At 71.0% G+C, this 22,398-nt stretch carries 24 protein-coding genes; 13 read left to right on the plus strand and 11 right to left on the minus strand.

The window, feature by feature from the left end:
- The 4 genes from OHB01_RS37730 to OHB01_RS37745 form a co-directional block, all read right to left on the minus strand.
- Positions 1–1,248 carry a sugar ABC transporter permease gene (locus OHB01_RS37730; RefSeq protein ID WP_142645483.1) on the minus strand — a complete coding sequence of 416 codons (1,248 nt, stop codon included), beginning with the start codon at positions 1,246–1,248 and terminating at the stop codon, positions 1–3.
- Positions 1,245–2,021 (minus strand): ATP-binding cassette domain-containing protein, encoded by a 777-nt coding sequence (locus OHB01_RS37735; RefSeq protein ID WP_030505450.1) that lies wholly within the window; start codon positions 2,019–2,021, stop codon positions 1,245–1,247. The genes OHB01_RS37730 and OHB01_RS37735 overlap by 4 nt, the downstream gene beginning before the upstream one ends.
- Positions 2,022–2,229: 208 nt before the next feature.
- Complete coding sequence (locus tag OHB01_RS37740; RefSeq protein WP_142645484.1) at positions 2,230–3,351, minus strand: sugar ABC transporter substrate-binding protein; 1,122 nt, start codon at positions 3,349–3,351, stop codon at positions 2,230–2,232.
- A 636-nt stretch (positions 3,352–3,987) separates the two neighbouring features.
- Positions 3,988–4,713 (minus strand): sulfite exporter TauE/SafE family protein, encoded by a 726-nt coding sequence (locus OHB01_RS37745; RefSeq protein ID WP_205829786.1) that lies wholly within the window; start codon positions 4,711–4,713, stop codon positions 3,988–3,990.
- Between the two features lie 178 nt (positions 4,714–4,891).
- Between OHB01_RS37745 and OHB01_RS37750 the strand changes: the two genes are divergently transcribed.
- Together OHB01_RS37750 and OHB01_RS37755 are read left to right on the plus strand one after the other, a co-directional pair.
- Entirely contained in the window at positions 4,892–5,206 is a 315-nt protein-coding gene (locus OHB01_RS37750; RefSeq protein ID WP_142645485.1) for a hypothetical protein, read from the plus strand.
- Complete coding sequence (locus OHB01_RS37755) at positions 5,187–5,522, plus strand: type II toxin-antitoxin system PemK/MazF family toxin (protein WP_328854649.1); 336 nt, start codon at positions 5,187–5,189, stop codon at positions 5,520–5,522. The genes OHB01_RS37750 and OHB01_RS37755 overlap by 20 nt, the downstream gene beginning before the upstream one ends.
- A gap of 172 nt (positions 5,523–5,694) precedes the next feature.
- On the opposite strand, the gene OHB01_RS37760 is transcribed toward OHB01_RS37755, so the two are convergent.
- From OHB01_RS37760 to OHB01_RS37770, 3 genes are all read right to left on the minus strand, one after another.
- Entirely contained in the window at positions 5,695–8,469 is a 2,775-nt protein-coding gene (locus tag OHB01_RS37760; protein ID WP_142645486.1) for an aconitate hydratase, read from the minus strand.
- A 288-nt stretch (positions 8,470–8,757) separates the two neighbouring features.
- Positions 8,758–9,480, minus strand: coding sequence for a metal-dependent hydrolase (locus tag OHB01_RS37765; RefSeq protein WP_328854650.1), 723 nt, complete (start codon positions 9,478–9,480; stop codon positions 8,758–8,760).
- Between the two features lie 121 nt (positions 9,481–9,601).
- Positions 9,602–10,093, minus strand: coding sequence for a hypothetical protein (locus OHB01_RS37770; protein WP_142645488.1), 492 nt, complete (start codon positions 10,091–10,093; stop codon positions 9,602–9,604).
- A gap of 232 nt (positions 10,094–10,325) precedes the next feature.
- On the opposite strand from OHB01_RS37770, the gene OHB01_RS37775 reads away from it, so the two are divergent.
- The 8 genes from OHB01_RS37775 (at position 10,326) to OHB01_RS37810 (ending at position 16,460) form a co-directional block, all read left to right on the plus strand.
- Entirely contained in the window at positions 10,326–11,060 is a 735-nt protein-coding gene (locus OHB01_RS37775; RefSeq protein WP_240970910.1) for a PadR family transcriptional regulator, read from the plus strand.
- 2 nt (positions 11,061–11,062) lie between these two features.
- The gene (locus OHB01_RS37780) at positions 11,063–11,779 is read left to right on the plus strand and encodes a DUF1707 domain-containing protein (RefSeq protein WP_328854651.1); all 717 of its coding nucleotides are present in this window, start codon (positions 11,063–11,065) and stop codon (positions 11,777–11,779) included.
- 85 nt (positions 11,780–11,864) lie between these two features.
- Entirely contained in the window at positions 11,865–12,974 is a 1,110-nt protein-coding gene (locus OHB01_RS37785) for a ThiF family adenylyltransferase (RefSeq protein ID WP_328854652.1), read from the plus strand.
- Positions 12,975–13,056: 82 nt separating this feature from the next.
- Positions 13,057–13,182, plus strand: coding sequence for a hypothetical protein (locus OHB01_RS37790; RefSeq protein WP_260617097.1), 126 nt, complete (start codon positions 13,057–13,059; stop codon positions 13,180–13,182).
- Positions 13,183–13,688: 506 nt separating this feature from the next.
- Positions 13,689–14,903, plus strand: coding sequence for a hypothetical protein (locus tag OHB01_RS37795; RefSeq protein ID WP_142645490.1), 1,215 nt, complete (start codon positions 13,689–13,691; stop codon positions 14,901–14,903).
- Entirely contained in the window at positions 14,878–15,516 is a 639-nt protein-coding gene (locus tag OHB01_RS37800) for a DUF6879 family protein (RefSeq protein WP_142645491.1), read from the plus strand. Before OHB01_RS37795 ends, OHB01_RS37800 begins: the two co-directional genes overlap by 26 nt.
- An 81-nt stretch (positions 15,517–15,597) precedes the next feature.
- Positions 15,598–15,726 (plus strand): hypothetical protein, encoded by a 129-nt coding sequence (locus tag OHB01_RS37805; protein ID WP_260617098.1) that lies wholly within the window; start codon positions 15,598–15,600, stop codon positions 15,724–15,726.
- Between the two features lie 104 nt (positions 15,727–15,830).
- Positions 15,831–16,460, plus strand: coding sequence for a DUF6879 family protein (locus tag OHB01_RS37810; RefSeq protein ID WP_147942424.1), 630 nt, complete (start codon positions 15,831–15,833; stop codon positions 16,458–16,460).
- 162 nt (positions 16,461–16,622) lie between these two features.
- On the opposite strand, the gene OHB01_RS37815 is transcribed toward OHB01_RS37810, so the two are convergent.
- Positions 16,623–17,066: a MarR family winged helix-turn-helix transcriptional regulator gene (locus OHB01_RS37815; RefSeq protein ID WP_142645493.1), complete on the minus strand. Its 444-nt coding sequence runs from the start codon at positions 17,064–17,066 to the stop codon at positions 16,623–16,625.
- Between the two features lie 75 nt (positions 17,067–17,141).
- Here OHB01_RS37815 and OHB01_RS37820 point away from each other — a divergent pair, with 75 nt between their 5' ends.
- The gene (locus OHB01_RS37820; protein WP_328854653.1) at positions 17,142–18,080 is read left to right on the plus strand and encodes an alpha/beta hydrolase; all 939 of its coding nucleotides are present in this window, start codon (positions 17,142–17,144) and stop codon (positions 18,078–18,080) included.
- Between the two features lie 212 nt (positions 18,081–18,292).
- Here the strand turns inward: OHB01_RS37820 and mug are convergent, their stop codons facing one another.
- Both mug and OHB01_RS37830 read right to left on the minus strand, forming a co-directional pair.
- The gene (gene mug, locus OHB01_RS37825; protein WP_328710593.1) at positions 18,293–18,829 is read right to left on the minus strand and encodes a G/U mismatch-specific DNA glycosylase; all 537 of its coding nucleotides are present in this window, start codon (positions 18,827–18,829) and stop codon (positions 18,293–18,295) included.
- Between the two features lie 74 nt (positions 18,830–18,903).
- Positions 18,904–19,275, minus strand: a complete 372-nt coding sequence (locus tag OHB01_RS37830) for a DUF4267 domain-containing protein (RefSeq protein ID WP_147942427.1) — start codon at positions 19,273–19,275, stop codon at positions 18,904–18,906.
- Positions 19,276–19,363: 88 nt separating this feature from the next.
- On the opposite strand from OHB01_RS37830, the gene OHB01_RS37835 reads away from it, so the two are divergent.
- Entirely contained in the window at positions 19,364–19,936 is a 573-nt protein-coding gene (locus tag OHB01_RS37835) for a TetR/AcrR family transcriptional regulator (RefSeq protein ID WP_142645496.1), read from the plus strand.
- A 102-nt stretch (positions 19,937–20,038) separates the two neighbouring features.
- On the opposite strand, the gene OHB01_RS37840 is transcribed toward OHB01_RS37835, so the two are convergent.
- The gene (locus OHB01_RS37840; RefSeq protein WP_142645497.1) at positions 20,039–20,635 is read right to left on the minus strand and encodes a TetR/AcrR family transcriptional regulator; all 597 of its coding nucleotides are present in this window, start codon (positions 20,633–20,635) and stop codon (positions 20,039–20,041) included.
- A gap of 198 nt (positions 20,636–20,833) precedes the next feature.
- Here OHB01_RS37840 and OHB01_RS37845 point away from each other — a divergent pair, with 198 nt between their 5' ends.
- Positions 20,834–22,327, plus strand: coding sequence for an MDR family MFS transporter (locus OHB01_RS37845; protein ID WP_142645569.1), 1,494 nt, complete (start codon positions 20,834–20,836; stop codon positions 22,325–22,327).
- The last annotated feature ends 71 nt before the right edge of the window (positions 22,328–22,398 follow it).

The following is a 22,398-nucleotide window of genomic DNA, read 5'->3' on the forward strand; positions in this document are numbered from 1 at the left end:
TCATCTTCTGCCGGTCGCCGCCGCACGCTTCCTCGACAGGGCGTCCACACCCGCGGCGAGCAGGAGCACCGAACCGGTCACGACGAACTTGACGCCGGCGCTGTAGCCCATGAGGCCCATGCCGTTCTCGATGACCGCGACCACCGCGCCGCCGAGCAGCGCGTCGAGCGCCCGGCCCTTGCCGCCGAAGAGGCTGGTGCCGCCGATGACGGCCGCGCCCACCGCGAACAGCAGCACGTTGCTGCCGCCGGTGTTGGGGTCGACCGAGTTGGCCCGCGACGCCGCGATGATGCCGCCGAGCGAGGCCATGAAGGAGCAGATGACGAAGGCGGAGATGCGGATGCGGTCCACGTTGATGCCGGCCCGGCGGGCGGCCTCGGCGTTGCCGCCGACCGCGTAGATGTGCCGGCCGTACGCCGTGCGCCGCAGCACGAAGGTCCAGACGATCAGCAGGATCACGATCAGCGGGACGACGATCGGCACGCCCTTGAGCGACACGAGCGCCGCGTTGCGGCTGCGCTCCAGGTTGAGGACGTACACCGCGATCCCGGAGACCACCGCGAGCGTCACGACCCGGGCGGCGATGACCGCGATCGGGGTGGCGACCAGGCCGCGCGCCGCGCGGCGGCGCGCCTGCAGGAGCTGGATCGCGGCGTACGCGACGACGCCCACGATCAGGGCCGCCCATCCGGCGACCGGCGGGACGTTCTTGTTGGCGATCGCGAGGATCGTCTCGTCGCGGATCGAGATGTTGGTGCCGTCCTTCACCAGCAGCAGGACGACGCCCTGGAAGGCCAGGAACGCCGCCAGCGTGACCACGAAGGACGGGATGCCGAGCTTGGCCACCAGCGACCCGAGCACCAGGCCGATGACCGCGCCGGTGACCATCGCGGCCAGGACCGCGAGATACCAGGGCCAGCCCTGCAGGGTGAGCAGCACGGCGAGCACCGCCGCGCAGACGCCGCTCGCGAAACCGGCGGACAGGTCGATCTCTCCGAGGAGGAGCACGAAGATCAGGCCCATGGCGATGACGGCGACCGCCGCGCCCTGGGTGAAGAGGTTGGCGAAGTTGACCGCCGAGAGGAAGGCCGGGCGCAGGACCGAGAAGACCACGCAGAGGATGATGAGGCCGAAGACCGCGGGAAGGGCCCCCAGCTCACCCCCCTTGATCCGCTCGAGATAGCCCTTGACGTGCACGCCGAGCGACGACTCGGCGTTCTCCTGCTTGGGGAGCGTTTCGGTTGTCATGATGCCGCTCCGTTGCCGTTCTTGAGCCCGAGCTCCCCGCTGCGCCCGGAGGTGATCAGTTCCACGATCTGCGCGTGGGTCACTTCGGACGCCTTGACCTGGGCGGCCATCCGTCCCAGGTACAGCGCCGCGATCCGGTCGGACACGGCGAAGACGTCGTTCATGTTGTGGGAGATGAGCACCACCGCGAGACCCTTGTCGGCCAGGCGGCGGACCAGTTCGAGCACCTGGGCGGTCTGCGCGACGCCGAGGGCGGCGGTCGGCTCGTCGAGGATGACGACCTTGCTGTTCCAGAGCACGGCCTTGGCGATCGCCACGGTCTGCCGCTGACCGCCGGACAGGCTGGAGACGTGCTGGCGCAGCGACTTGACGGTGCGGACGGACAGGCCGGCCAGCGTCTTGGCCGCCATCTCCTCCATCGTGTCCTCGTCCAGGACCAGACCGCTGCGGCGCTCACGGCCCAGGAACATGTTCTGCACGATGTCGAGGTTGTCGCAGAGGGCGAGGTCCTGGTAGACGATCTCGACGCCCAGCGCCGCCGCGTCCCTGGGCCCGCTCACGTGGACCCGCTCGCCGTCGAAGAAGTATTCGCCCGAGTCGATCGGGTGGATGCCGCCGATGCACTTGACCAGCGTCGACTTGCCGGCGCCGTTGTCGCCGACGAGTGCTGTCACCTCACCCGGGTAGGCCGAGAAGGCGACGTCGTGAAGGACCTGCACGGGGCCGAAGCTCTTGTTGATGCCGCGCAGTTCCAGGATCGGTCCCTGGGACACGATGGGCTACTCCGTAGATCGATGGGGCCGGTACGGCGCCGTTGTCCGGGCCGCCTCTCGTCGCTCCGGGCGGTGCGGGGCGCCCTGTGCCTGGTCGGAACGGTGCCCTGTCCGGACAGGGCGCCCCGCACGGTGCTCGTCGCGGCTCAGCACGTCACCCGCTAAGGGGGGTCCGCGTCGCCGTACGCACCCGGTGGATGGATGGTGCTTAGCTGATGCCGGCCTCGGTGCACTTGTCGGCGAACTCGCCGGTGCACAGCTCGTCCTTGCTCACGAAGCCGTCGGCCACGACGTCCTTGACGTTGTCGAAGAAGATGGCCTGGGGCTCCAGCAGCACGGACGGGACGTCGCGGTTGCCCTCGGTGTCCTTGACCGAGCCGCTCACCTGCGGCTGCTCACCCTTGGCCAGCGAGACCGCGAGCTGGGCGGCCGCGTCGGCCTCCTTCTTGATGGCCTTGTAGACCGTCATGCACTGGTCGCCGGCGAGGATGTTCTGCAGGCCCTGCACGGTGGCGTCCTGGCCGGTGACCGGGACCTTGCCGTTCAGCTTCTGCTTCTTCAGCACCGAGATCGCGGCGTTGCCGAGACCGTCGTTGGCGGCGAGGACACCGGCGATCTTCGGCTCCTGGGTGAGCATCTGCTCGAAGATCGTGCCGGCCTGGGTGTTGTCCCAGTCGGGAACCGACTGGTCCGGGCCCTTCTTGTACTCGCCGGAGTCGTACTTCGGCTGCAGCACGCTGTCGTAGCCCTGCTTGAACAGCGTCGCGTTGTTGTCGGTCGGCGAGCCGTTCAGCTCGGCGACGATCGGCTTGTCGGCCTTCTTGTCGGTCAGGCACTTGACCAGGCCCTCGCCCTGCAGCTTGCCGACCGCCGTGTTGTCGAACGACACGTAGTAGGAGGCGCTGCCGCCGAGCGTGAGGCGGTCGTAGTCGATCGTCGCGACACCCTGCGACTTGGCCTTGTCCAGCACGGCCTTGCCGGTGCCGCTGTCGAGGTTGACGATCATCAGGACGGTCGCGCCGTTGGTGATCATCTGGTCCGCGATCGTCTGGAACGCGGTCTTGTCGCCCTGGGCGTTCTGGATGTCCGACTGCACGCCCGCGGCGTCGAAGGCCTCCTGGAGGTACTTGCGGTCGGCGGTCTCCCACCGGGCGGAGGACTTGCTGTCCGGCAGGATGACGCCGATCTTGCCGGGCTTGGCGTCGCCGGCGGCGGCCGAGGGGGCGCCGCTGGCGTCCGCGGAGGTGTCACCGCTCTCGCCCCCGCAGGCGGTGAGACCGAGGGTGAGCGCCGCGGCGGCGGCGCCGATGCTGAGGATCCCCTTGCGCATGATGCGTGGGTCCTTTCTATGACTGGGGGTCTATGAGGGGGTGCGGCCGAGCCGGTGCCCCTTCCCGCCGTCTGGGCAGATCTTGTGGGTTGCAGGCACCTTGGCCACCCGGTACGGCAGGGCCGGGTCACGGCGTTCACCGCTCCAGGGAATGTTGTTTGAGACAACGTAAGCCCAAAGCCCAGGTGGTGAAAGACACAGGACGGTAACGTTTGTTGTTCGCGGTAACAATGAAGAAACGTAGGATCAACATCCGGCGACGTTTCGGTCCGCCCGGTTCCACAGGTGATCGTGACACGTTCGTGACCCTGGGACTCCTACCGTCGGCAGGGACACCCCGTGACCCTTTCCGGTTCGGCCGAAACCTGTTCCCCGAGACGGCAGGGCGAGCGCGGGGAACGGCGACGCTCCTCACGGTTCCCGCGACGCAGGCGCTGTCGATGGCGCCGCTGGACGCGGGCCCCGCCGATGCCGCGGGGAACGCCTGGACCGAGTACGCGATCGTCCACACCGACCCGCGGGTGGTCTCCGCGGGCCTGCCTGCCGTACGGCCCGGTCGTGGGCCCGGTCGTGGGCCCTGTTGTGGGCCCGGTTGTGGGCCCTGTTGTGGGCCCTGTTGTGGGCCCTGTTGTGGGTTCAGTGGGCGAGGCTCTGCCCGAGCAGCGCGCAGGCGGAGACGGCGGCCACGGCCAGGACGGCCGTGCGGACCCGCCCGCCGTCCAGATAACGCCGCAGCGGCCCGGAGGCCGCGAAACCGAGCAGGACGAACGGCACCAGCGCCGCCCCACCGGCCAGGGCGCGTCCCGGGAGCCTGCCGAGGAGCGCGAGGATGACGAGCGACTGCGCGGCGCTCACACAGAAGAACAGCGCCAGCGTGGCCCTGATCTGCGGACCCCGGGCGCTCTGGTAGACCAGCGCGATCGGCGGCCCGCCGATCCCGGTGGCCGTGCCGGTGATCCCCGAGAGGAACCCGGCGGCCGTCAGCGTCGCGCCGTTGCGCGGCACGGACACCGCGCGGGCCGTCAGCACGACCGCGACCAGCACCATCACGCCGACCAGCACGCCGAGCGTCGTCGTGCTCACGTAGACGACCACGAGGGCGCCGATCGCGCTGCCCGGCAGCCGGCCCAGCAGGGCCCACCCCGCTCCCCGCCACTCGGCCCTGCGCCACTCCCTGGCCAGCGTGAACAGCGGCATCGTCAGGTTGACGACCTGGACCGCCCCTGGCATGACCGACGGATCGAGCAACGTGATCAGGGGCGCGGCCACCAGGCCCAGCCCGAACCCCACCCCGCCCTGTACGACCGCCCCGATGAAGACGGCCACTCCCCCGATGAGCAGCAACACCACGTCGTGATCCATGGGCAGGGACCCTAGCGACGCCCCGCTGCCGCCCGGCAACCGGTTATCCGGACCCGATAACTCAGACAATCACCGTCAGTAATCGAAAGTTGTCGCGAGAGTAATCAACGCCCTCGTAGTCTCCTACGTGGCGACATCGCCATAGCGCTTTTTGTAGACAGGATCGTAGCCTCGCCGTATGGGGAGCGAGCAACGCCACACGACGATCCGGGTCAGCACTCTTACTCGCGACAAGCTCGCGGCGATCGCAAAGCAGGAAGGCAGACCCATGACAGCAGTGATCGACGACGCCGTCGCCGAATATGAACACAGGAAATTCTGGGAGGAGTTGCGAGCAGCGGTCGAGCGGACCCGGCGAGAGGACCCCGCGGGCTGGGCCGACCACCTGGCGGAGACAGCCGTCTTCGACCGGGCCGCTCAAGACGGTCTCGAGCCGGAGGACTGGTCCTCCCACCTGCCACCGAAGGAGCACGATGCGGATAACGCGCGGTGACCTCTGGCTGACCGACTACGGTCAGCCCACGGGCCGGGAACAGGGCGGGCCGAGGCCGGTGGTGGTCATGAGCGGCCGCGCCATGAACGACGTGCGGATGGGCCTGGTGTTCACCGTGCCGCTGACCACCACTGAGCGCGGCTGGCCCAGCCACATCGAGATCGCCCCCGGCACGGGCCTGGACAAGCGGAGCTGGGCGATGGTGGAGCAGTTCCGCGCCATGTCCGTGCAGCGCCTGACCAGGAGGATCGGCTGGGTGGAGGAGCCGTCACTCGAGAAGATGCGTGTCGTCCTGACTCACCTCATCCGGGCGTAGGCGAGCCGCCCGGAGCGGCCTCCGTACCCCTCTGCGCCCCGAGAGGCCGGCAGCGCGCGCCTGCCTGGCGGGGACTTCCGCCTTGCACGGGGCCACGTTCCAAGGCGCGGTGCCGGGCCGGCAGCCTCACTGCCGGCCCGGACCTCCCGAGATGTCAGCTCTTGACGAGCCCTCAGCTCTTGGCGAGCAGGGAGCGCAGGACGTACTGCATGATGCCGCCGTGGCGGTAGTAGTCCGCCTCGCCGGGGGTGTCGATACGCACCACGGCCTGGAACTCGACGTCCCCGGCCCGCACGGTGACGGTGGCGGGGGTCGAGCCGGCGTTGAGCTCCTCGACACCTACGATGTCGAAGGTCTCCTCGCCGGTCAGACCCAGCGACTCGGCGCTCTCGCCCTCGGGGAACTGCAGCGGCAGCACGCCCATGCCGATCAGGTTCGACCGGTGGATGCGCTCGTACGACTCGGCGATGACGGCGCGCACGCCGAGCAGCGCGGTGCCCTTGGCCGCCCAGTCACGCGACGACCCCGAGCCGTACTCCTTGCCGGCCAGGACGACCAGCGGGATGCCGGCGGCCTGGTAGTTCTGCGAGGCGTCGTAGATGAACGCCTGCTCCCCGCCCTTGGTGAAGTCGCGGGTGTAGCCGCCCTCCACGCCGTCCAGCAGCAGGTTGCGCAGCCGGATGTTGGCGAAGGTGCCGCGGATCATCACCTCGTGGTTGCCGCGGCGGGAGCCGTACGAGTTGAAGTCCCTGACCTCGACGCCGTGCTCGCGCAGGTAGCGGCCCGCCGGGGTGTCGGCCTTGATCGAGCCCGCGGGCGAGATGTGGTCGGTGGTGACCGAGTCGCCCAGCTTGGCCAGCACCCGGGCGCCCCGGATGTCGGTGACGGGCTCGGGCTTGGCCGGCATGCCGTCGAAGTACGGCGCCTTGCGGACGTACGTCGACTCCGGGTCCCACTGGAAGGTGTCGCCGGTCGGGATCGGCAGCGACCGCCAGTGCTCGTCGCCCTTGAACACGTCGGCGTAGTCACGCTTGAACATGTCCTGGCTGATCGACTCCGACACCACCGCCGCGACCTCCTCAGGCGCGGGCCAGATGTCCTTGAGGAAGACCGGCTGCCCGTCGACGCCGACGCCGAGCGGCTCGTTGTTCAGGTCGATGTCCATGGTCCCGGCCAGCGCGTACGCCACGACGAGCGGCGGCGAGGCCAGGTAGTTCATCTTGACGTCGGGGTTGATCCGGCCCTCGAAGTTGCGGTTGCCCGACAGCACGGCGGTGACCGCGAGGTCGTTCTCCTGGATCGCGGCGGAGATCTCCGGCTCCAGCGGGCCGGAGTTGCCGATGCAGGTGGTGCAGCCGTAGCCGACGAGGTTGAAGCCCAGCTTGTCGAGGTAGGGCTGGAGGCCCGACCGCTCGAAGTAGCCGGTGACGACCTGGCTGCCCGGGGCGAGCGAGGTCTTCACCCACGGCTTGCGCGACAGGCCCTTGTCCACCGCGTTCTTCGCCAGCAGGGCCGCGCCGAGCATGACGTACGGGTTGGAGGTGTTCGTGCAGGACGTGATCGCGGCGATCGTGACGACGCCGTGGTCGATCTCGAAGGACGTGCCGTCCGACAGCGTGACCGGGGTCGGCCGGTGCGGCCGCTCGCCGTTGCGCTTGACGGGGTGCGGCGCGTCGCCCGCCCCGCCGTGGTCGATAGCCGGAGGGTCCGAGGCCGGGAACGACTCGGCGGACGCCTCGTCGGCCGGGCCCTCGATGCAGTCGTCCGGGACGTACGTGCGGACCGCCGCGCGCCAGGCCGACTTGGCATCGGCCAGCGGGATGCGGTCCTGCGGGCGCTTCGGCCCGGCGATCGACGGGACGACGGTCGACAGGTCGAGCTCGATGTACTCGCTGAAGACGGGCTCGGGCGCCGAGGGGTCGAGCCACAGGCCCTGCTCCTTGGCGTACGCCTCGACCAGCGCGACCTGCTCCGGCGAGCGGCCGGTGAGCTTGAGGTAGTCGATGGTCTGGCCGTCGATCGGGAAGATGGCGCAGGTGGAGCCGAACTCGGGGCTCATGTTGCCGATCGTGGCGCGGTTGGCCAGCGGCACGCTGGAGACGCCCTCGCCGTAGAACTCCACGAACTTGCCGACCACGCCGTGCTTGCGCAGCATCTCGGTGATCGTGAGCACGAGGTCGGTCGCGGTGGCGCCGGCCGGCAGCTTGCCGGTCAGCTTGAAGCCGACCACCCGCGGGATCAGCATCGAGATCGGCTGGCCGAGCATCGCGGCCTCGGCCTCGATGCCGCCGACGCCCCAGCCGAGGACGCCGATGCCGTTCTCCATCGTGGTGTGGGAGTCGGTGCCCACGCAGGTGTCCGGGTACGCCTTGCCGTCGCGGGTCATGACGACGCGGGCCAGGTGCTCGATGTTGACCTGGTGGACGATGCCGGTGCCCGGCGGGACGACCTTGAACTCGTCGAACGCCGTCTGGCCCCAGCGCAGGAACTGGTAGCGCTCGCGGTTGCGCTCGTACTCCCGCTCGACGTTGCGCTGGAAGGAGTCGGGGTGGCCGAAGAAGTCCACGATGACCGAGTGGTCGATGACCATCTCGGCCGGAGCGAGCGGGTTGATCTTCGCCGGGTCGCCGCCCAGGTCGCGTACGGCCTCGCGCATCGTGGCGAGGTCGACGACACAGGGCACACCGGTGAAGTCCTGCATGATCACGCGCGCGGGGGTGAACTGGATCTCGACGCTCGGCTGGGCGTTCGGGTCCCAGCCCGCGATGGCGCGGATATGGTCGGCGGTGATGTTCGCGCCGTCCTCGGTGCGGAGCAGGTTCTCCAGCAGGATCTTGAGGCTGTACGGGAGGCGCGCCGACCCCTCGACGGCGTCCAGCCGGTAGATCTCGTATGACGCGTCACCGACGCGCAGCGTGTCACGGCTGCCGAAGCTGTTCGCGGACACGAAGTTCGCCTCCCCAGGGTTCCGGGATAGTCACAGGTTTCGTGTGCATCCTCCCGCACGCACGGGACACTCCTGACAATTAGGTTGCCCTAACCTGTGCGGCTCGGCGGATGTCTCGACATCAAGATATCCCTCAAGATATCTCGACATCAAGTTACTAATGGGTAGGCCGACGGCCATCGTTGTTGACGTCGGCAATCATGTGGATTTTTCGGTTTCGGGAAGTTCCCGCGTCCGCGCCGGCCGTGGAGCGTCCGGGCATAGACGCCGGCGGTCCGGCGTCCCCGCTCAGGCGGGCATCAAACGCAGGCAGAACAGCGCGATCACCACGATCGACAGGGCCGGGCCGAGGAGCTGTTTCTCGAACGCCTTGCCGGTCTTGATCCCGATGTCCCACGGCAGGAGCCAGCGGCCCTTGATCGGCCACAAGACGGGACAGCCGCGCTCGGTCAGGCAGTCGCCGATCACGTGCACCAGGCAGCCGCCCCCGATGGCTAAGCCCAGCCAGGAGTAGGTGACCCCGAGCGACAGGAAGGTGACGAACAGCGCCGCGGTGAGGCCGATGTTCACGATCGCGGAGGTGAGCGTCTTGCCGGGCACGCCGATGCCCACCGCGCGGATGGCCAGGCCGATCATCAGCACGACCAGGATGTCGCGGCCGATGGCGTAGCGGGCGCCGAGCAGGTGTGCCCCCACTCCGGCCAGCACGCTGAACAGCAGGGAGTGGGTGGCGTGCCGGTGCCCGCCGCTCACGAAGTTAACGCCCTTGCTGATCAGCCAGGTCGCCGGTCCGAACGTCTGGGCGATCGTGGCACTGGGGTGGTCGAGATCGGGCAGCATGGCCGCGCCCGCGCACACCACGGCGCCCGCGACGAGCTCGGGCGGGCTCAGGATCGGCCCCGTCAGCGTCGCCAGCTCGGGATGCCCGAGCACGTCCGGCAGTGCCACCAGGCCCGGCGCGACCGCCAGCCACACCGCCGCCCCGCTCAGGGCGTGCGAGTGCCCCATCATGACAAGATCACGCCTTGAGACTCTACGGCAAAGCACCGACAAATTCCGCGAAGCACCCACCCCTCCGGATGCGTGTCGCCCCGATCGCCGCCACGGCGAGCAGCCGCCGCGCGTGGTCATGTCACGGGACGCGCTCGATGCCACCGCTCTCGGCCGCGCGTTCGATCGCCGCGAGCAGCCGGTGGTGGCGGGCGGCGGCATGGAAGTCAGGGTGAGCGGGGCGCCCCTCGGCGATCGCCCGGGCGATCTCCTGGTAGAACGCCGCCACGCTGGCCGCCGGTCCGGCCGCCGGGTCGAAGGGGACGGTCCGATACGCGTCGGGAACGGCCACCCGGTCGTCGCCGGACCGGATGTCCCAATCGGTCCAGTGCATGTGGACGCCCGGCCTGGGCGGCGTGATGGTCAGCGTGCCCACGGAGCCCGCGAGCTTCACGAAGAACCCGTCGGGGCTTCCGTCTCCCCCGTGCACCGCTCCCCCGCACACCGCTCCCCCATACACCGCGACCGAGGCCATGGTGCCGCCGTCGAGCCGGAGTGACCCGGCCTCCCGAGCGCCGCCGCTTCCGAAGCACCACCAGGGCCGGTCGGCGAGGCGCCGGCCGGGAAATGACAAAGACGGGATCGTCCCGCTCCAAGAGCACCCCCCAGCCCTCTCAGAGCAGAACGATCCCGTCTTCGTGAGAGATAACGCTACGGTCTCGGGGCCTGTTCCCTGTACTCGAAAAACTTCCTCGTGAGCTATGTCACTCTTACCCGGGCATTGTCGGAAGATGCATCGCGATATATCGTTGAGCCATCGAGAACAGATCGTGAGCCAGTCGAATCGGCCAGAAGGGGGCACTGCGATGAGTTGGGCACACGCGGTCGGGGGGCCCGGGACCCACACGGGGTTCGAGCACCGGTTGAGACACGAGATGCGCCGCGCGATGCGCGAGGCGTTCACGAAGGGGGCGGCCATGTGGCAGCAGGAACACCACGAGGGCGGGGGCCCTCACGAGCACCGGCACAGGGGCGGCATGCGGGGGCGCGGCCCGTGGGGCGGTTTCGGACCGGGCCCGTTCGGGCCGCCGTGGGCGGGCGGCAACTTCCCGTTCGGCCCGCGGGGCTTCGGACGGGGCAGGAAGGCCAAGCGCGGTGACGTGCGGGCGGCGATCCTCGCCCTGCTCGCCGAGGAGCCGCGCAACGGCTACCAGATCATCCAGGAGATCGCCGAGCGCAGCCAGGGCGGATGGAAGCCCAGCCCGGGCGCGGTCTACCCGGCGCTGCAGCAGCTCACCGACGAGGGCCTGGTGCGCGCCGAGGAGACCGACGGGCGCAAGACGTTCCAGCTCACCGAGGCCGGCCGCGCCTATGTCGAGGAGCACGGTGACGAGGTCCGGGCGCCCTGGGAGGAGATGACACCGGACATCGGCGACAACGTCCACGAGCTGTTCGACCTGTCCAGGCAGGCGGCGTCGGCGCTGGTGCAGATCGCCCACTCGGGCACCGAGGGGCAGGTCAGGCAGGCGCGGCAGGTCCTGACCGAGACCAGGCGGCGGCTCTACCAGATCCTCGCCGACGGCGACCCTGTGGAGGAGTGACGATGGTCTCCCCCGACGAGCCCGCCGCCGCAGGCGGCGCACACGCCGGCCACGACGGCGGCACGCCGAGGGCAGGGTCGGCGGGCCGCACCCCGCCGAGCGGTCCCGCGCACGGCGGGCTGCGGATCGGCGACCGGGAGCGCGACGAGGTGACGCGGCTGCTGCACGACGCGTTCGCGCAGGGCCGCATCACCCGCGAGGAGCTCGACGAGCGCCTCGACGCGACGCTCTCGGCGCGTACGGCCGAGGACCTCCGGCGGGTGACCGCCGACCTGCCCGGCGCATGGCCGGGCGACGCCCGGACCGGGGGCGCGCCGGGCGGCGGCCCGCGGACCGGGAGCCCGTGGCACGCGGGCTTCCCGTCCGCCGGCCTGCCCGGTTTTCCCGGCTCCCCCATGGGCGCCCGCCCCGGTCCGTACGGCCCCCTCCGGCCCGGCGGACCGCAGTGGGCCGCGGCCCAGGGCAACTGGGGACAGGGCGGCTGGGGACGGGGCGGCTGGGGACGGGGCGGCTGGGGACGGGGCATGGCCCCGCGGTGGCACGACCGCCGTCCGCATCCGGCCATGTTCCTCATCCCGGTTGCCGCGATCGTCCTCCTGATGGCAGGCCCGATGTGGCCGCCGTTCCTGGTGCTCAAGCTCGTGTTCGTCGCCCTGGTGGTGAGGGCGGTGCTGGGCATGACCCACCGGCGCCGTCACGGGCCCTACTCACGACACTGACTCCGGGTATTGCGAATCGGAGCTCCAGGTGATGACTTCTCGGTAGGACCGCACGCAACCCCCTGCCGAGGAGGAACCGGGAGCCGTGCTGCTGCCACGGGTCAAGCGGAGGCACGAGCCACACCGCTTCGAGGACGGAACGGTACGCATCGGCGGCGAGATCTACGGGCTGGCCGCCGAGATCAGGGATCCGACGGGGGGCGCGTGGGCCGCGCTCAGCCTGATGGACGGCACCCGGTCTCCCGACGACGTCGCGGAGGCCGTGTGCCGTCGCCTGCCCGGCGTCTCCGCGTCCCAGGCGGCGCGGATCGTCGCCGCCCTCATCGCGTCGGGGCACGTGGAGGACGCCGCGGCTCCGGCGCCGGGCGAGCTCACCGAACGGGAGCGCACCCGGTACGACCGGAGCCGGGCGTTCTTCCAGCAGGTCGACCTGGTGCCTGGACGGCAGGGGTGGGACGCGCAGGTGCGGCTGCGCGCCGCCCGGGTCGTGGTGCTGGGCCTCGGCGGCACGGGGAGCCATGCCGCGTGGGCCCTCGCCGCCTCCGGCGTCGGCCGCCTGCACTGCGTCGACGCCGACGTGGTGGAGCTGTCGAACCTGAACCGTCAGGTCCTCTACACCGAGGACGACCTCGGCCGGGCCAAGGCGGACGTGGCCGTCGGCAGGTTGCGCCGGCTGAACTCCGACATCGAGGTCACGGGCGAGCGGCGGGTGATCGGCAGCGAGGCCGACCTGCTGTCGATCCTGGCGGGCGCCGACGTCCTCGCGCTGTGCGCCGACGAGCCGAGGGAGCCGGGCATCCGGATCTGGGCCAACCGGATCTGCGCGCGGGCCGGCGTGCCCTGGGTCGGCGGAGGCTACAACGGCCCGCTCGTCACCGTGGGCACCTTCGCACCCGGGCGCGGCGCCTGCTACGAGTGCCTGGCTGCGGGCGAGGCGCGTCGCCGCAGGCCGGGCCTTCCGGTGGACCTCGGAGGACCGGGCGTGGTCGCCGCCTCGGCCGGCCTGTCGGGGCACCTGGTCGCCCATTCGGTGATCTCGCTGATCACCGGAGTGCCCGAGCCCGCAATCGGAACGGTCGTCGGGCTGAACCTCATCGCATCCGACCAGCATGTGTGGGTCCGGCATCCGCCTCGCCCCGGCTGCCCGGTCTGTGGAATTCAGCGGACATCGGCCGAGTCGCAAAACAGGACTTGACCGATCATGTGCAACATCCGAACATTTAGGTGTTTTCTCGCGCGAGGTCCGCACCACACAAATCCACAACAGAAGGTGCCCGATGACCCCTCAAGAGCAAAACCAGACCCAGCCGGAGGAAGAGGTCGAGCCGATCGCGGCCGATATCGCGATCCGCAGGCTCGACAAGATCGAGACGACGGCCTTCAGCCAGGGGAACTCGACCTGAGGCCGTCCGGCGGTGCCTGACGCATGCCGCCCGCCACGAGCGGGTTTCCCGGTGGACGCATCGCGAGGCGGAGGAGGCCGCGACGGAGCCATGGGCGCCTTTCCCGGGCCCCGCGGAAAGCCCGTGCCGGCGCGGGATTTCCGCGAGCGGTTCCCCGGGCCCTGCAGTGGTTCCGGTCTCCGTGATGGTTTCGAGACCCGCAGCACTTCCGGGATCCGCCGCACTTCCGGGCTCGGCTGCACGCCCGGGATCCGCCGCACTTCCGGGCTGCGCCGCGGTTCCGGGATCTGTGGCGATTCCGGGCGCGTACGGAATCACCACGGGAAGCGCGTACGGAATCGCCACGGGAAGGACACCGATTTCGGTCCCTCCGGAAAATCCGTTTCCGCGAGGAGTTCACCAAGGGTGACCCGCGGCGAGGCGCCGTACGCAGTGGGATGTGATTCGTCAGGCAGGACCGGGGCGGGCCGTGCGCCCGCCCCGGTGCCCCCCGCAGGTCACTCGTCATGACGGCGACCCGGGTCATCCTGCACGACCTCGGCGTACGCCGGGATCGCGCGGAGTGGATCGTCGGACGGGTGGAGACCGGGGACGTCATCGCCGTGCCCGAGCAGGGCATGCGGGTCATCCGCCTGTTCCAGGAGGGGGCCACGGTCCCCGAGGTGGAGCGCCGGCTCGGCGCGGAGACCGGGACCCGGATCAACGTGGGCGGCTTCGTCGACGGCCTGGTGCGAGCGGGCCTGGTGGCGGCGGTGGACGGCCACCCCGTTCCCGCGCCCGCTCCCCCGCCGCCCACCTTTCCGCGGCTGCTGCCCCGCCACGTGCGGTGGACGCTCGATCCGGTGCTGCACGCCGCCCTGGCGGCCGTGATCCTGGCCGGTGTGGTGGTGGCGCTGCTGCGGCCGGGCGTGATGCCCGGCTGGCGGGACCTGCTCTGGAGCGACCACGGGACGCTGGTCCTGCTGGGGCAAACGGCGGCCGGCTGGCTGCTGATCCTCCTGCACGAGCTGGCCCATCTGTGCACGGCTCGCGCCGCCGGCGTGCCGGGGCGCATCAGGTTCGGCACCCGTCTGCAGTTCCTCACGGCGCAGACCGAGGTGTCGGGCATCTGGCTGGCGGAGCGCCGGGTCCGGCTGACGGTCTACCTCTCGGGCATGGCGCTGGACGCCGCCCTGTGCGCGGTCTGTCTCCTGCTGACCGCGACGACGGGGCCGCACCCGGCCCTGTCGGTCGTCGCCCTGACGGCGCTGGTCATGCTGTCGGCGCAGTTCCTGGTGTTCATGCGCACCGACCTCTACTTCGTCCTGCAGGACGTGACGGGCTGCCGGAACCTGTACGGCGACTCCGTCGCGTACGCCGCGCACGTGTGCCGCCGGGTCCTGCTGCGCCGGTCGGCCGATCCGCTCGCCCGGCTGCCCAGGGCCGAGGGCCGGTGGGTCCGGGCGTACACCGCACTGCTCGTCGCCGGGACCGCGCTGTGCCTCTGGCTCGCCGCGGCGGTGACGGTCCCGGCGACCCTGGGCCTGCTCGCCGGTGCCGTGCGCGCACTTCTCGACCCGCCCGGCTGGGTGGCCGCGGCGGACGGCGTGGTCACGGTGCTGGTCGTCACCGGGTTCCACGTCCTCTGGGCCACGACGTGGTGGCGCAGGCACGGCCCGAAGGCGCGCCGTGCCGCCGGATTGCTGAGGAGGAACCGTGATCCCGAGCGAGGTGTTCGATGACGTCAGGGCCGCCGACGGCGAGTTCCTGGGGTTGGCGGCCTACCAGGCGGAGTTCGAGGAGGTCTACCGCGACGCGTCGGAGGTGGTGTGGAAGCTGGAGCGCGCCCAGCACTTCCACGAGCCGGCCGTGCCGAGCTGGCGGGCCGCCGACGCGGGCGACTGGGCGAAGGCCGTCGAGCTCATCGAGGAGATGCGGGCCCCGCTGACCGCGATGTACCGCGAGCGGGCCCCGTTCCGGCGGCTGCGTGTCGTCGAGCTGCCCCTCACTCCCTACCTGCGGTGGGAGGCGCAGATCTTCGCCGTACGGGTGGCGGCGGGCGAGGAGATCAGAGTGATCGGAGCGGCGGCGGTCGCCCCCCTGGAGACCCGGGCGCCGCTGCCCGAGCTGGTGGTCTTCGGCCCGAGCCTGCTGTACGAGGTCCGCTACGACGAGATCGGGGCCGCCGTCGGGGCCCGCCGGATCACCGACACCGCGGTCGTCGCCCCCTGCCTGTCCGCCCTGGCCTCCCTGTACGGCGAGGGCGAGGACCTGATGCCGTTCTTCGAACGCGAGGTGGCCCCGCTGCCGCCCCCGCTCGATCTGTCGGAGAAGTCCGCGGAGATTGGGCCTTGACCCTGAATCGGCAGCGGCCAACGATCGACGTGTCGCCCTCGGGGGAGAGTTTGCGGCCACGCCGACGAACGGGAGGGTGAGATGAAGCCGGCCGAGCCAGAACCCGAGGTGGTGCAGGAGACCGAAGGAACGGCGAGGACGAGGCAGATCACGATCAGGCTGCTGGACGCGGCGGAGACGGCCGTGTGCAGCAACTCGACGGGGAACTGACTGACCAGACGTCCGCGGAAGATCCAAGCGCGCCAGTTTCCAGATCCGGGCCGGGGCCTGGCGCGCTCCGACCAGCGATTCGGCTTCTGGCCGAAGGAGACTTCATGCCCGGAGAAGCGTTCGAGCACGTCAGACAGGCCGCGGGAGAGGTGCTTCCCGTGGTGGAGTACCGGACCGAGCTCTACGACCACCTGCGCCGGATGGAGGGTGTCGTATGGAAGCTGGAACGCGCCCAGCACTTCCACGAGCCCGACACCCCGAGCTGGGTCGCCATGATGAGCGGTGACTGGGACCGGTCGCTCTCGCTGATGGCCGAGATGCGCTTCGCCGACGACCTGCCGCCCCGGGCGGAGCTGCGCCGGCTGCGGATCGTCGAGATGCCGCCGACGCCCTACCTGCAGTGGGAGATCGTGCTGCTCGCGGCGCGCACGCGGGCGGGCGAGCGGGCGCGGGCGCTGCACGCCCGGTCCGTACGCCGCCTGGAGACCCGCGCTCCGCTGCCCGAGCTGCTGATCGTCGACAGGGACCTGATGTACGAGATCCTCTACGACGAGATCGGCGCCCATGTGGGCGGGCGGCGGATCACCGACACCCGGGTGGTCGGGGACTGCACGCGAGCCGTCGCGGAGCTGTACGCCGGCGCCGAGGACATGGTGGCCTTCCACGACCGCGAGGTGGCACGGCTGCCGCCGCCGGGCACCGGGCGGATCCTGTCCCGCCCCGGCCACCCGTGAGGCGCGCCCGGCCGCGCCGGCGGGACAGGTGACGGCGGGGCAGGGACGGCAGGCAGGGGACGGCAGGCAGGGGACGGCAGGACGAAGCGACGACGGGGGCGGCAGGGCAGGTGACGGTCGCCGGGCCGGGGGACGGAGCATGGTGAGCGGGCGGGGCAGGACTCAGGCCCCGTCCCGCCCGTGCTCCTCCAGCGCCGTGCGCAGCGTGGCGAGCGTGGCGGCGGTCCGGGCGAGCTCGGCGGGCGGGACGGCGGCGGTGCGGGCGGCCAGCTCGTCCCGCAGGGTCGGGCGGGCCGCGGCCAGGAGCCGGGAGCCCTCCGGCGTGAGGCTGAGGACGGATGACCGCCGGTCGTCCGGATGCGCCGTGCGCACGCACAGGCCCGCGCTTTCGAGCCGGTCGACGGCCTTGCTCACGGCTCCGACCGTGATCCCCACCTCGCGCACGATGTCGAGCACCCGGCAGCCGGGACGGCCTTCGATGATGTCCAGGAACTCGAACTGCCCCAGGCCGATGCCGTGCTCGGCGCGCAGCCGGTCGCTCACCGTGTTGTACAGCCGGGTCTCGACGCGGACGAGATCGGTGAACAGGCGAGTGATGTCGGTCACATCCGCCGAACATCTCGATTCCAAGGAATCATCTTCTTGGGAATCGGGTTTACGATCACACGTGCATTCCACGGAATGCATCCTTTCACCATCGACTCCCCGGAGGTTCTGATGACCCGCAAGCAGCGCGAGGCCGTCGACGCCCTGCACCGCAACGCCCCCGTCCACCCGAACCCGACCCTGGAGGAGCAGCGCGCCGGATTCGCCCTCGCCCTGACCCGGCCCGTGCCCGACGACGTCACGGTGCGGGAGACCGAGCTCGGCGGCCGTCCCGCGCTCGACCTGGCCCCGGCCGCCGGCGCCGGGCGCGGGCGGCTGCTCCACTTCCACGGCGGCGGCTACATCCTGGGATCGCCCGGCACGCACGCCGGGTTCACCGCCCAGTTGGTACGCCGTGCGGGGTTGCGGGCGACGTCCGTCGACTATCGGCTGGCCCCCGAGCACCCCTTCCCCGCCGCGGTCGAGGACGGCCTGGCCGCCTATCGGGCACTGCTCGACGAAGGCGTACGGCCGGAGGAACTGGTGCTGGCCGGTGACTCGGCGGGTGGCGGGCTGGTCGTCGCGACCCTGGTCGCGGCCCGCGACGCCGGTCTGCCGCAGCCCGCGGGCGCCGTCCTCTTCTCCCCCTGGACCGACCTGACCCTCAGCGGGGAGAGCATGCACACGAAGAAGGACGCCGACCCGATCTTCGTGCCGGAGGCGCTCCAGGCGTTCGCCACCCCCTACCTGGCCGGCCAGGACGCCACCCAGCCGCTGGCCAGCCCCGTCTTCGCCGACCTCCGGGGCCTGCCTCCGCTGCTGGTGCAGGCCGGCTCGAACGAGCTCCTGCTGGACGACTCCGTCCGGCTCGCGGGGCGTGCGGCCGCCGACGAGGTGGAGGTCACGCTGCGGGTCTGGCCGCAGGTGCCGCACGTCTTCCAGAACCACTTCGGCCACCTCGACGAGGCCGACGAGGCGCTCGACGAGGCCGCCGGCTTCCTGGCCGCCAAGGTACGGATCGGGCGCGAGGCATAGAAACGCGAGGCCCAGAAACGCGAGGCCCAGAAATCCGGCACGCGGCACAGGGATCGGGCACGGAGCGGAGGGGTGCACCGGCCTCGGGGCGGAAAGGCCCCACGAGCGGGCCGCCCCCGACCGCGGCGGTCAGGCCCGTCACACCGATGGCGGGCACAGGTGGTCGAGCCCGTCGAGCCCGTCAGACCGGCAGGCACAGGCCGTGGAGCCCGTCAGGCCGGCGGGCGCAGGCGGGCCATCTCGGCGGCGATGGCCTCCAGCCTCCAGTGGGCGTTCAGCCCGCTGGGGTTGGGCAGCACCCACAGCGCCGCCCCGCCGACCGTCTCCTCCTGCGGGCCGATCCGGGCGGCGGGGCGCGCGAAGGCGACCCGGTAGGCCGACACCCCCGCTATCGCCAGGACGCGGGGGCGGACCTCCGCGACCAGCCGCTCGAGCCGGGCGCCGCCCTCGCGGAGCTCGTCGGGGGTCAGCTCGTCGGCCCGTGCGGTCGCCCGGGCCACGATGTTGGTGATGCCGAGCCCGTACGACGGGAGCAGGTGCTGCTCGGACGGCGCGAGCCTGCGTGGCACGAGCCCGGACAGGTGCAGCGCGGGCCAGAACCGGTTGCCCGGCCGCGCGAAGTGGTGACCGGTCGCGGCCGAGTAGAGGCCGGGGTTGATCCCGCAGAACAGCACGTCGAGCCCGGGGCCGAGCACGTCGTCGATCGTCGCGTTCTGCGCCGCCTCCAGGTCGGCTTTCGTGGGGGCCATGCGGTGATGCTAGCCGCGCGGGACGACCGTGCCCGCCCCGCCGACGGCGCTCGCGGGGACGCTCTCGTCGCCGGTCAGACGGCGAAAAGCAGGGCGGCGCTGACCAGGATGACCACGGCGGTCGCGAAGTGGATGCCGAACGCGACCGCCCGGCTGCCGCCGTTGCGCAGCACGATCAACGTGTCGCCCAGGGGCAGCAGGGCGACGACCAGCATGAACCATGCCTCGGCGCGGGCGCCGCCGAAGGCCAGCAGGGCCAGGCCCAGCAGGCCGTAGGTCCCGTCGCGCAGGCCCTTGATCGTCAGATAGGCGCCGTCGCCGTCCTTCTTGGCCGGGACGCCGTAGCCCGCGGCCGCCGCCTGGGGCACGAGCAGGAAGCGGGCACCGATGTACACGACGAACAGGTTGAGGACGACGGCGAGGCCGTACGCGATGGGGGTGAGCATGTCTCTCTCCGGGATCTAGCAGCGCTAGGAACAAAATCGACGCTAGCAGAGCAGTGCCATATTCGCTAGCGCTGCTAGAGTTCGGAGCATGTCCATCCAGTCACGCAAGGAGCGCGAGCGCGCCGAGCGCGAGAAGCTGATCATCAGGGCGGCCCGCGAACTGGCCGAGGCCGAGGGATGGGATGCGGTGACGACCCGGCGGCTGGCCGAGCGGGTCGAATACAGCCAGCCGGTGCTCTACAGCCACTTCAAGGGCAAGGACGCGATCATGGCGGCCGTCGCCGTGGAGGGCTGCGCCGACCTGGCCGTGGAGCTGCGCGCGGCCCGGACCGCGGCGGCGGACGCCCACCGTGCCATCGCCGACGTCGGCGCGGCCTACGTCGCCTTCGCCGACCGGCACCCGGCGCTCTACGACGTGATGTTCAACCAGATCGTCGCCCTGCCGTGGGCCGCTCCCGAGGCCCCGCCCGCCCTGCAGGCGGCCTTCGGCGAGCTGGCCGAGGCCGTACGCCCGCACGCCCGCGGCGACGACCTGGGCGCGCTGACCGAGACCTTCTGGGCCGGCCTGCACGGCCTGGTGACCCTCATGCGGGGCGGCCGGCTCCCGCGCGAGCTCCACGAGCGCAGGCTCGCGCTGTTCCTGTCCCGGTTCACCGGCTGAGCCCGGCGGAAGCCCAGGCGGAAGCCCGGGGACCGGCGGAACATCGGGCCGATAGAGAGTCCGGGCTCAGCGGAAACCACGTCCAGCGGAGGGGCCCGGGGCTCAGGCGAAGGGCCGCGCTATCTCGTCGAGGGCCTGCTCCATGATCTGGGAGAGCGGGCGGGCCTCCTGCTCCTCGATCCAGATGTTGGTCGCGATGCGCAACGCGACGAGGAATGCGGCGGCCATGATGCGGCGCTTGAGGTCGGCGCCCGGCTCTCCCGATCCCTCTCGGTCGGAGATCGCCTGCACAAGTTCCCGTTCCAGCTCGGCATGGTTGGCGAGCTGCCGGGCGAGCAGGGCCGGATGGCGCCTGGCCAGCGAGGTGCGCACCGCCCACTCCCTCTCGGGCTCGCCCACGTCCTCCAGCTCGTCGCGTACGGCGCCGCGCAGCGCCTGCCAGCCCGACTCCTCCGCCGGCCGTTCGCGAACCGCCCGCACCAGGGACCGGATGCGCTGCTCCTCGCCGTACAGGAGGGCGTCTTCCTTGTTGCCGAAGTAGTTGGAGAAGGTGCGGCGCGAGACGTTGGCGGCCTCCACGATGTCGTCGACGGTGACGTGGTCGAGCCCGCGTTCCACCGCGAGCCGCATCGTGGCCTTGTGGATCGCCTGCCGTGTCTCGGCCTTCTTCCGTTCGCGCAGCCCCGCCGTCGTCTCCATCGTGGGCCAAGCTTAGCCGCCAAAATATTGCCCACCAGGCAAAGTTGCCCAGTGGGCATGTAATCTTGAGGCAGTTGTCCTCACCCATCCGATTGGAGGCTGCGCGTGAGCGCACCCACGCTGCCGGAGACGGGGGCCAAGAGCCACCGGCAGATACTCGAAGCGCTGAGCGGCCTGCTCCTCGTCCTGTTCCTGGCGATGATCAGCAGCACGGTCGTGTCGGTCTCGCTGCCGCAGATCATCGGCTCGCTGAACGGCACCCAGTCGCAGTACACCTGGGTGGTCACGGCGGCCCTGCTCACCACGACCGCCTCGACCCCCATCTGGGGCAAGCTCGCCGACCTGTTCAGCAAGAAGCTGCTGCTCGAGATCGCCATCGGCATCTTCCTCGTCGCCTCGCTGGCCTGTGGCTTCGCCCAGAACACGGCGATGCTCATCGCCTTCCGCGCGGTTCAGGGCCTGGGCATGGGCGCACTGCAGATCCTCGTCCAGGTGATCATCGCCGCGATGATCAGCCCGAAGGAGCGGGGCAAGTACAACGGCTACCTCGGCGCGGTCATGGCCGTGGCCACGGTCGGCGGGCCGCTGCTGGGCGGCCTGATCACCGACACGTCCTGGCTGGGCTGGCGGTGGTGCTTCTTCCTGCCGATCCCGTTCACCGCGATCGCGCTGATCGTCCTGCACCGCACGCTCGACATCGTCTCGGTCCGCCGTCCCGGCACCTCGGTCGACTACCCCGGCGCGCTGCTCATCGCCGCAGGCGTGAGCGTCCTGCTCGTCTGGGTCACCTTCGTCGGCAACTCCTTCGACTGGATCTCCTGGCAGACCTTCGCCATGGTCGGCGCGTCGGTCGTGCTGCTGGGCGTCGCCGTCTGGGTGGAGTCGGTGGTCCGCGAGCCGGTCGTCCCGCTGCACGTCGTACGGCGGCGCACCCCGGCCCTCGCGATCCTCGCCAGCCTGGCCGTCGGCATGGCGATGTTCGGCGGTGCGGTCTTCCTGGGCCAGTACTTCCAGATCGGCCGCGGCTACAGCCCCACCGAGGCGGGCCTGCTCACCATTCCGTTGATGTTCGGCGTGCTCGTGTCGTCCACGATCTCGGGCCGGATGGTGTCACGCAGCGGACGTGTCAAGCCGTACATCCTCGCCGGCTCGATCGTGCTCGCGCTCGGTTTCGCGGCCCTGTCGATGGTCGACCACGAGACCTCGCTGGTCGTCGTCGGCGCGGGGATGCTGGTGGTCGGCGCCGGCGTCGGCATGTCCATGCAGAACCTCGTCCTGGCCGTGCAGAACACCGTGCCGCTGCGCGAGCTGGGCGCCGCGAGCGGCGCGATCACGTTCTTCCGCTCGCTGGGCGGCACGATCGGCGTCTCGGTCCTCGGCGCGGTGCTGGCGAACCAGGTCACCGAGAACATCACCACGGGCCTGGCCAAGGCCGGCGTCCCGGTGCCGGCGGGCCAGAGCAGCGGCGGCGCCAGCCTCAACATGGGGGCGCTGCCCGAGCCGATCCGCACCATCGTGCGCGCCGCATACGGCGACGCCACCGGCCACATCTTCCTGATCTCGGCCTGCATCGCGGTCGTCGGCATCCTCGCCGTGCTGTTCCTCCCGCAGGTACGGCTGCGCGACAGCGTGGACCTGGCCGAGCCGGCCGCCCCCGGAGCGGACGCGCCCGCCGCGGCCGAGTCCCGCTGAGCCTGATCCCTCACCTGAACCCGGCCCCCGGGTACGGATCCCGAGCGTGGGCGGGAAGCCGTGCCGGGGGG

The sequence above is a fragment of the Microbispora hainanensis genome (assembly GCF_036186745.1).
Classification (GTDB): domain Bacteria; phylum Actinomycetota; class Actinomycetes; order Streptosporangiales; family Streptosporangiaceae; genus Microbispora.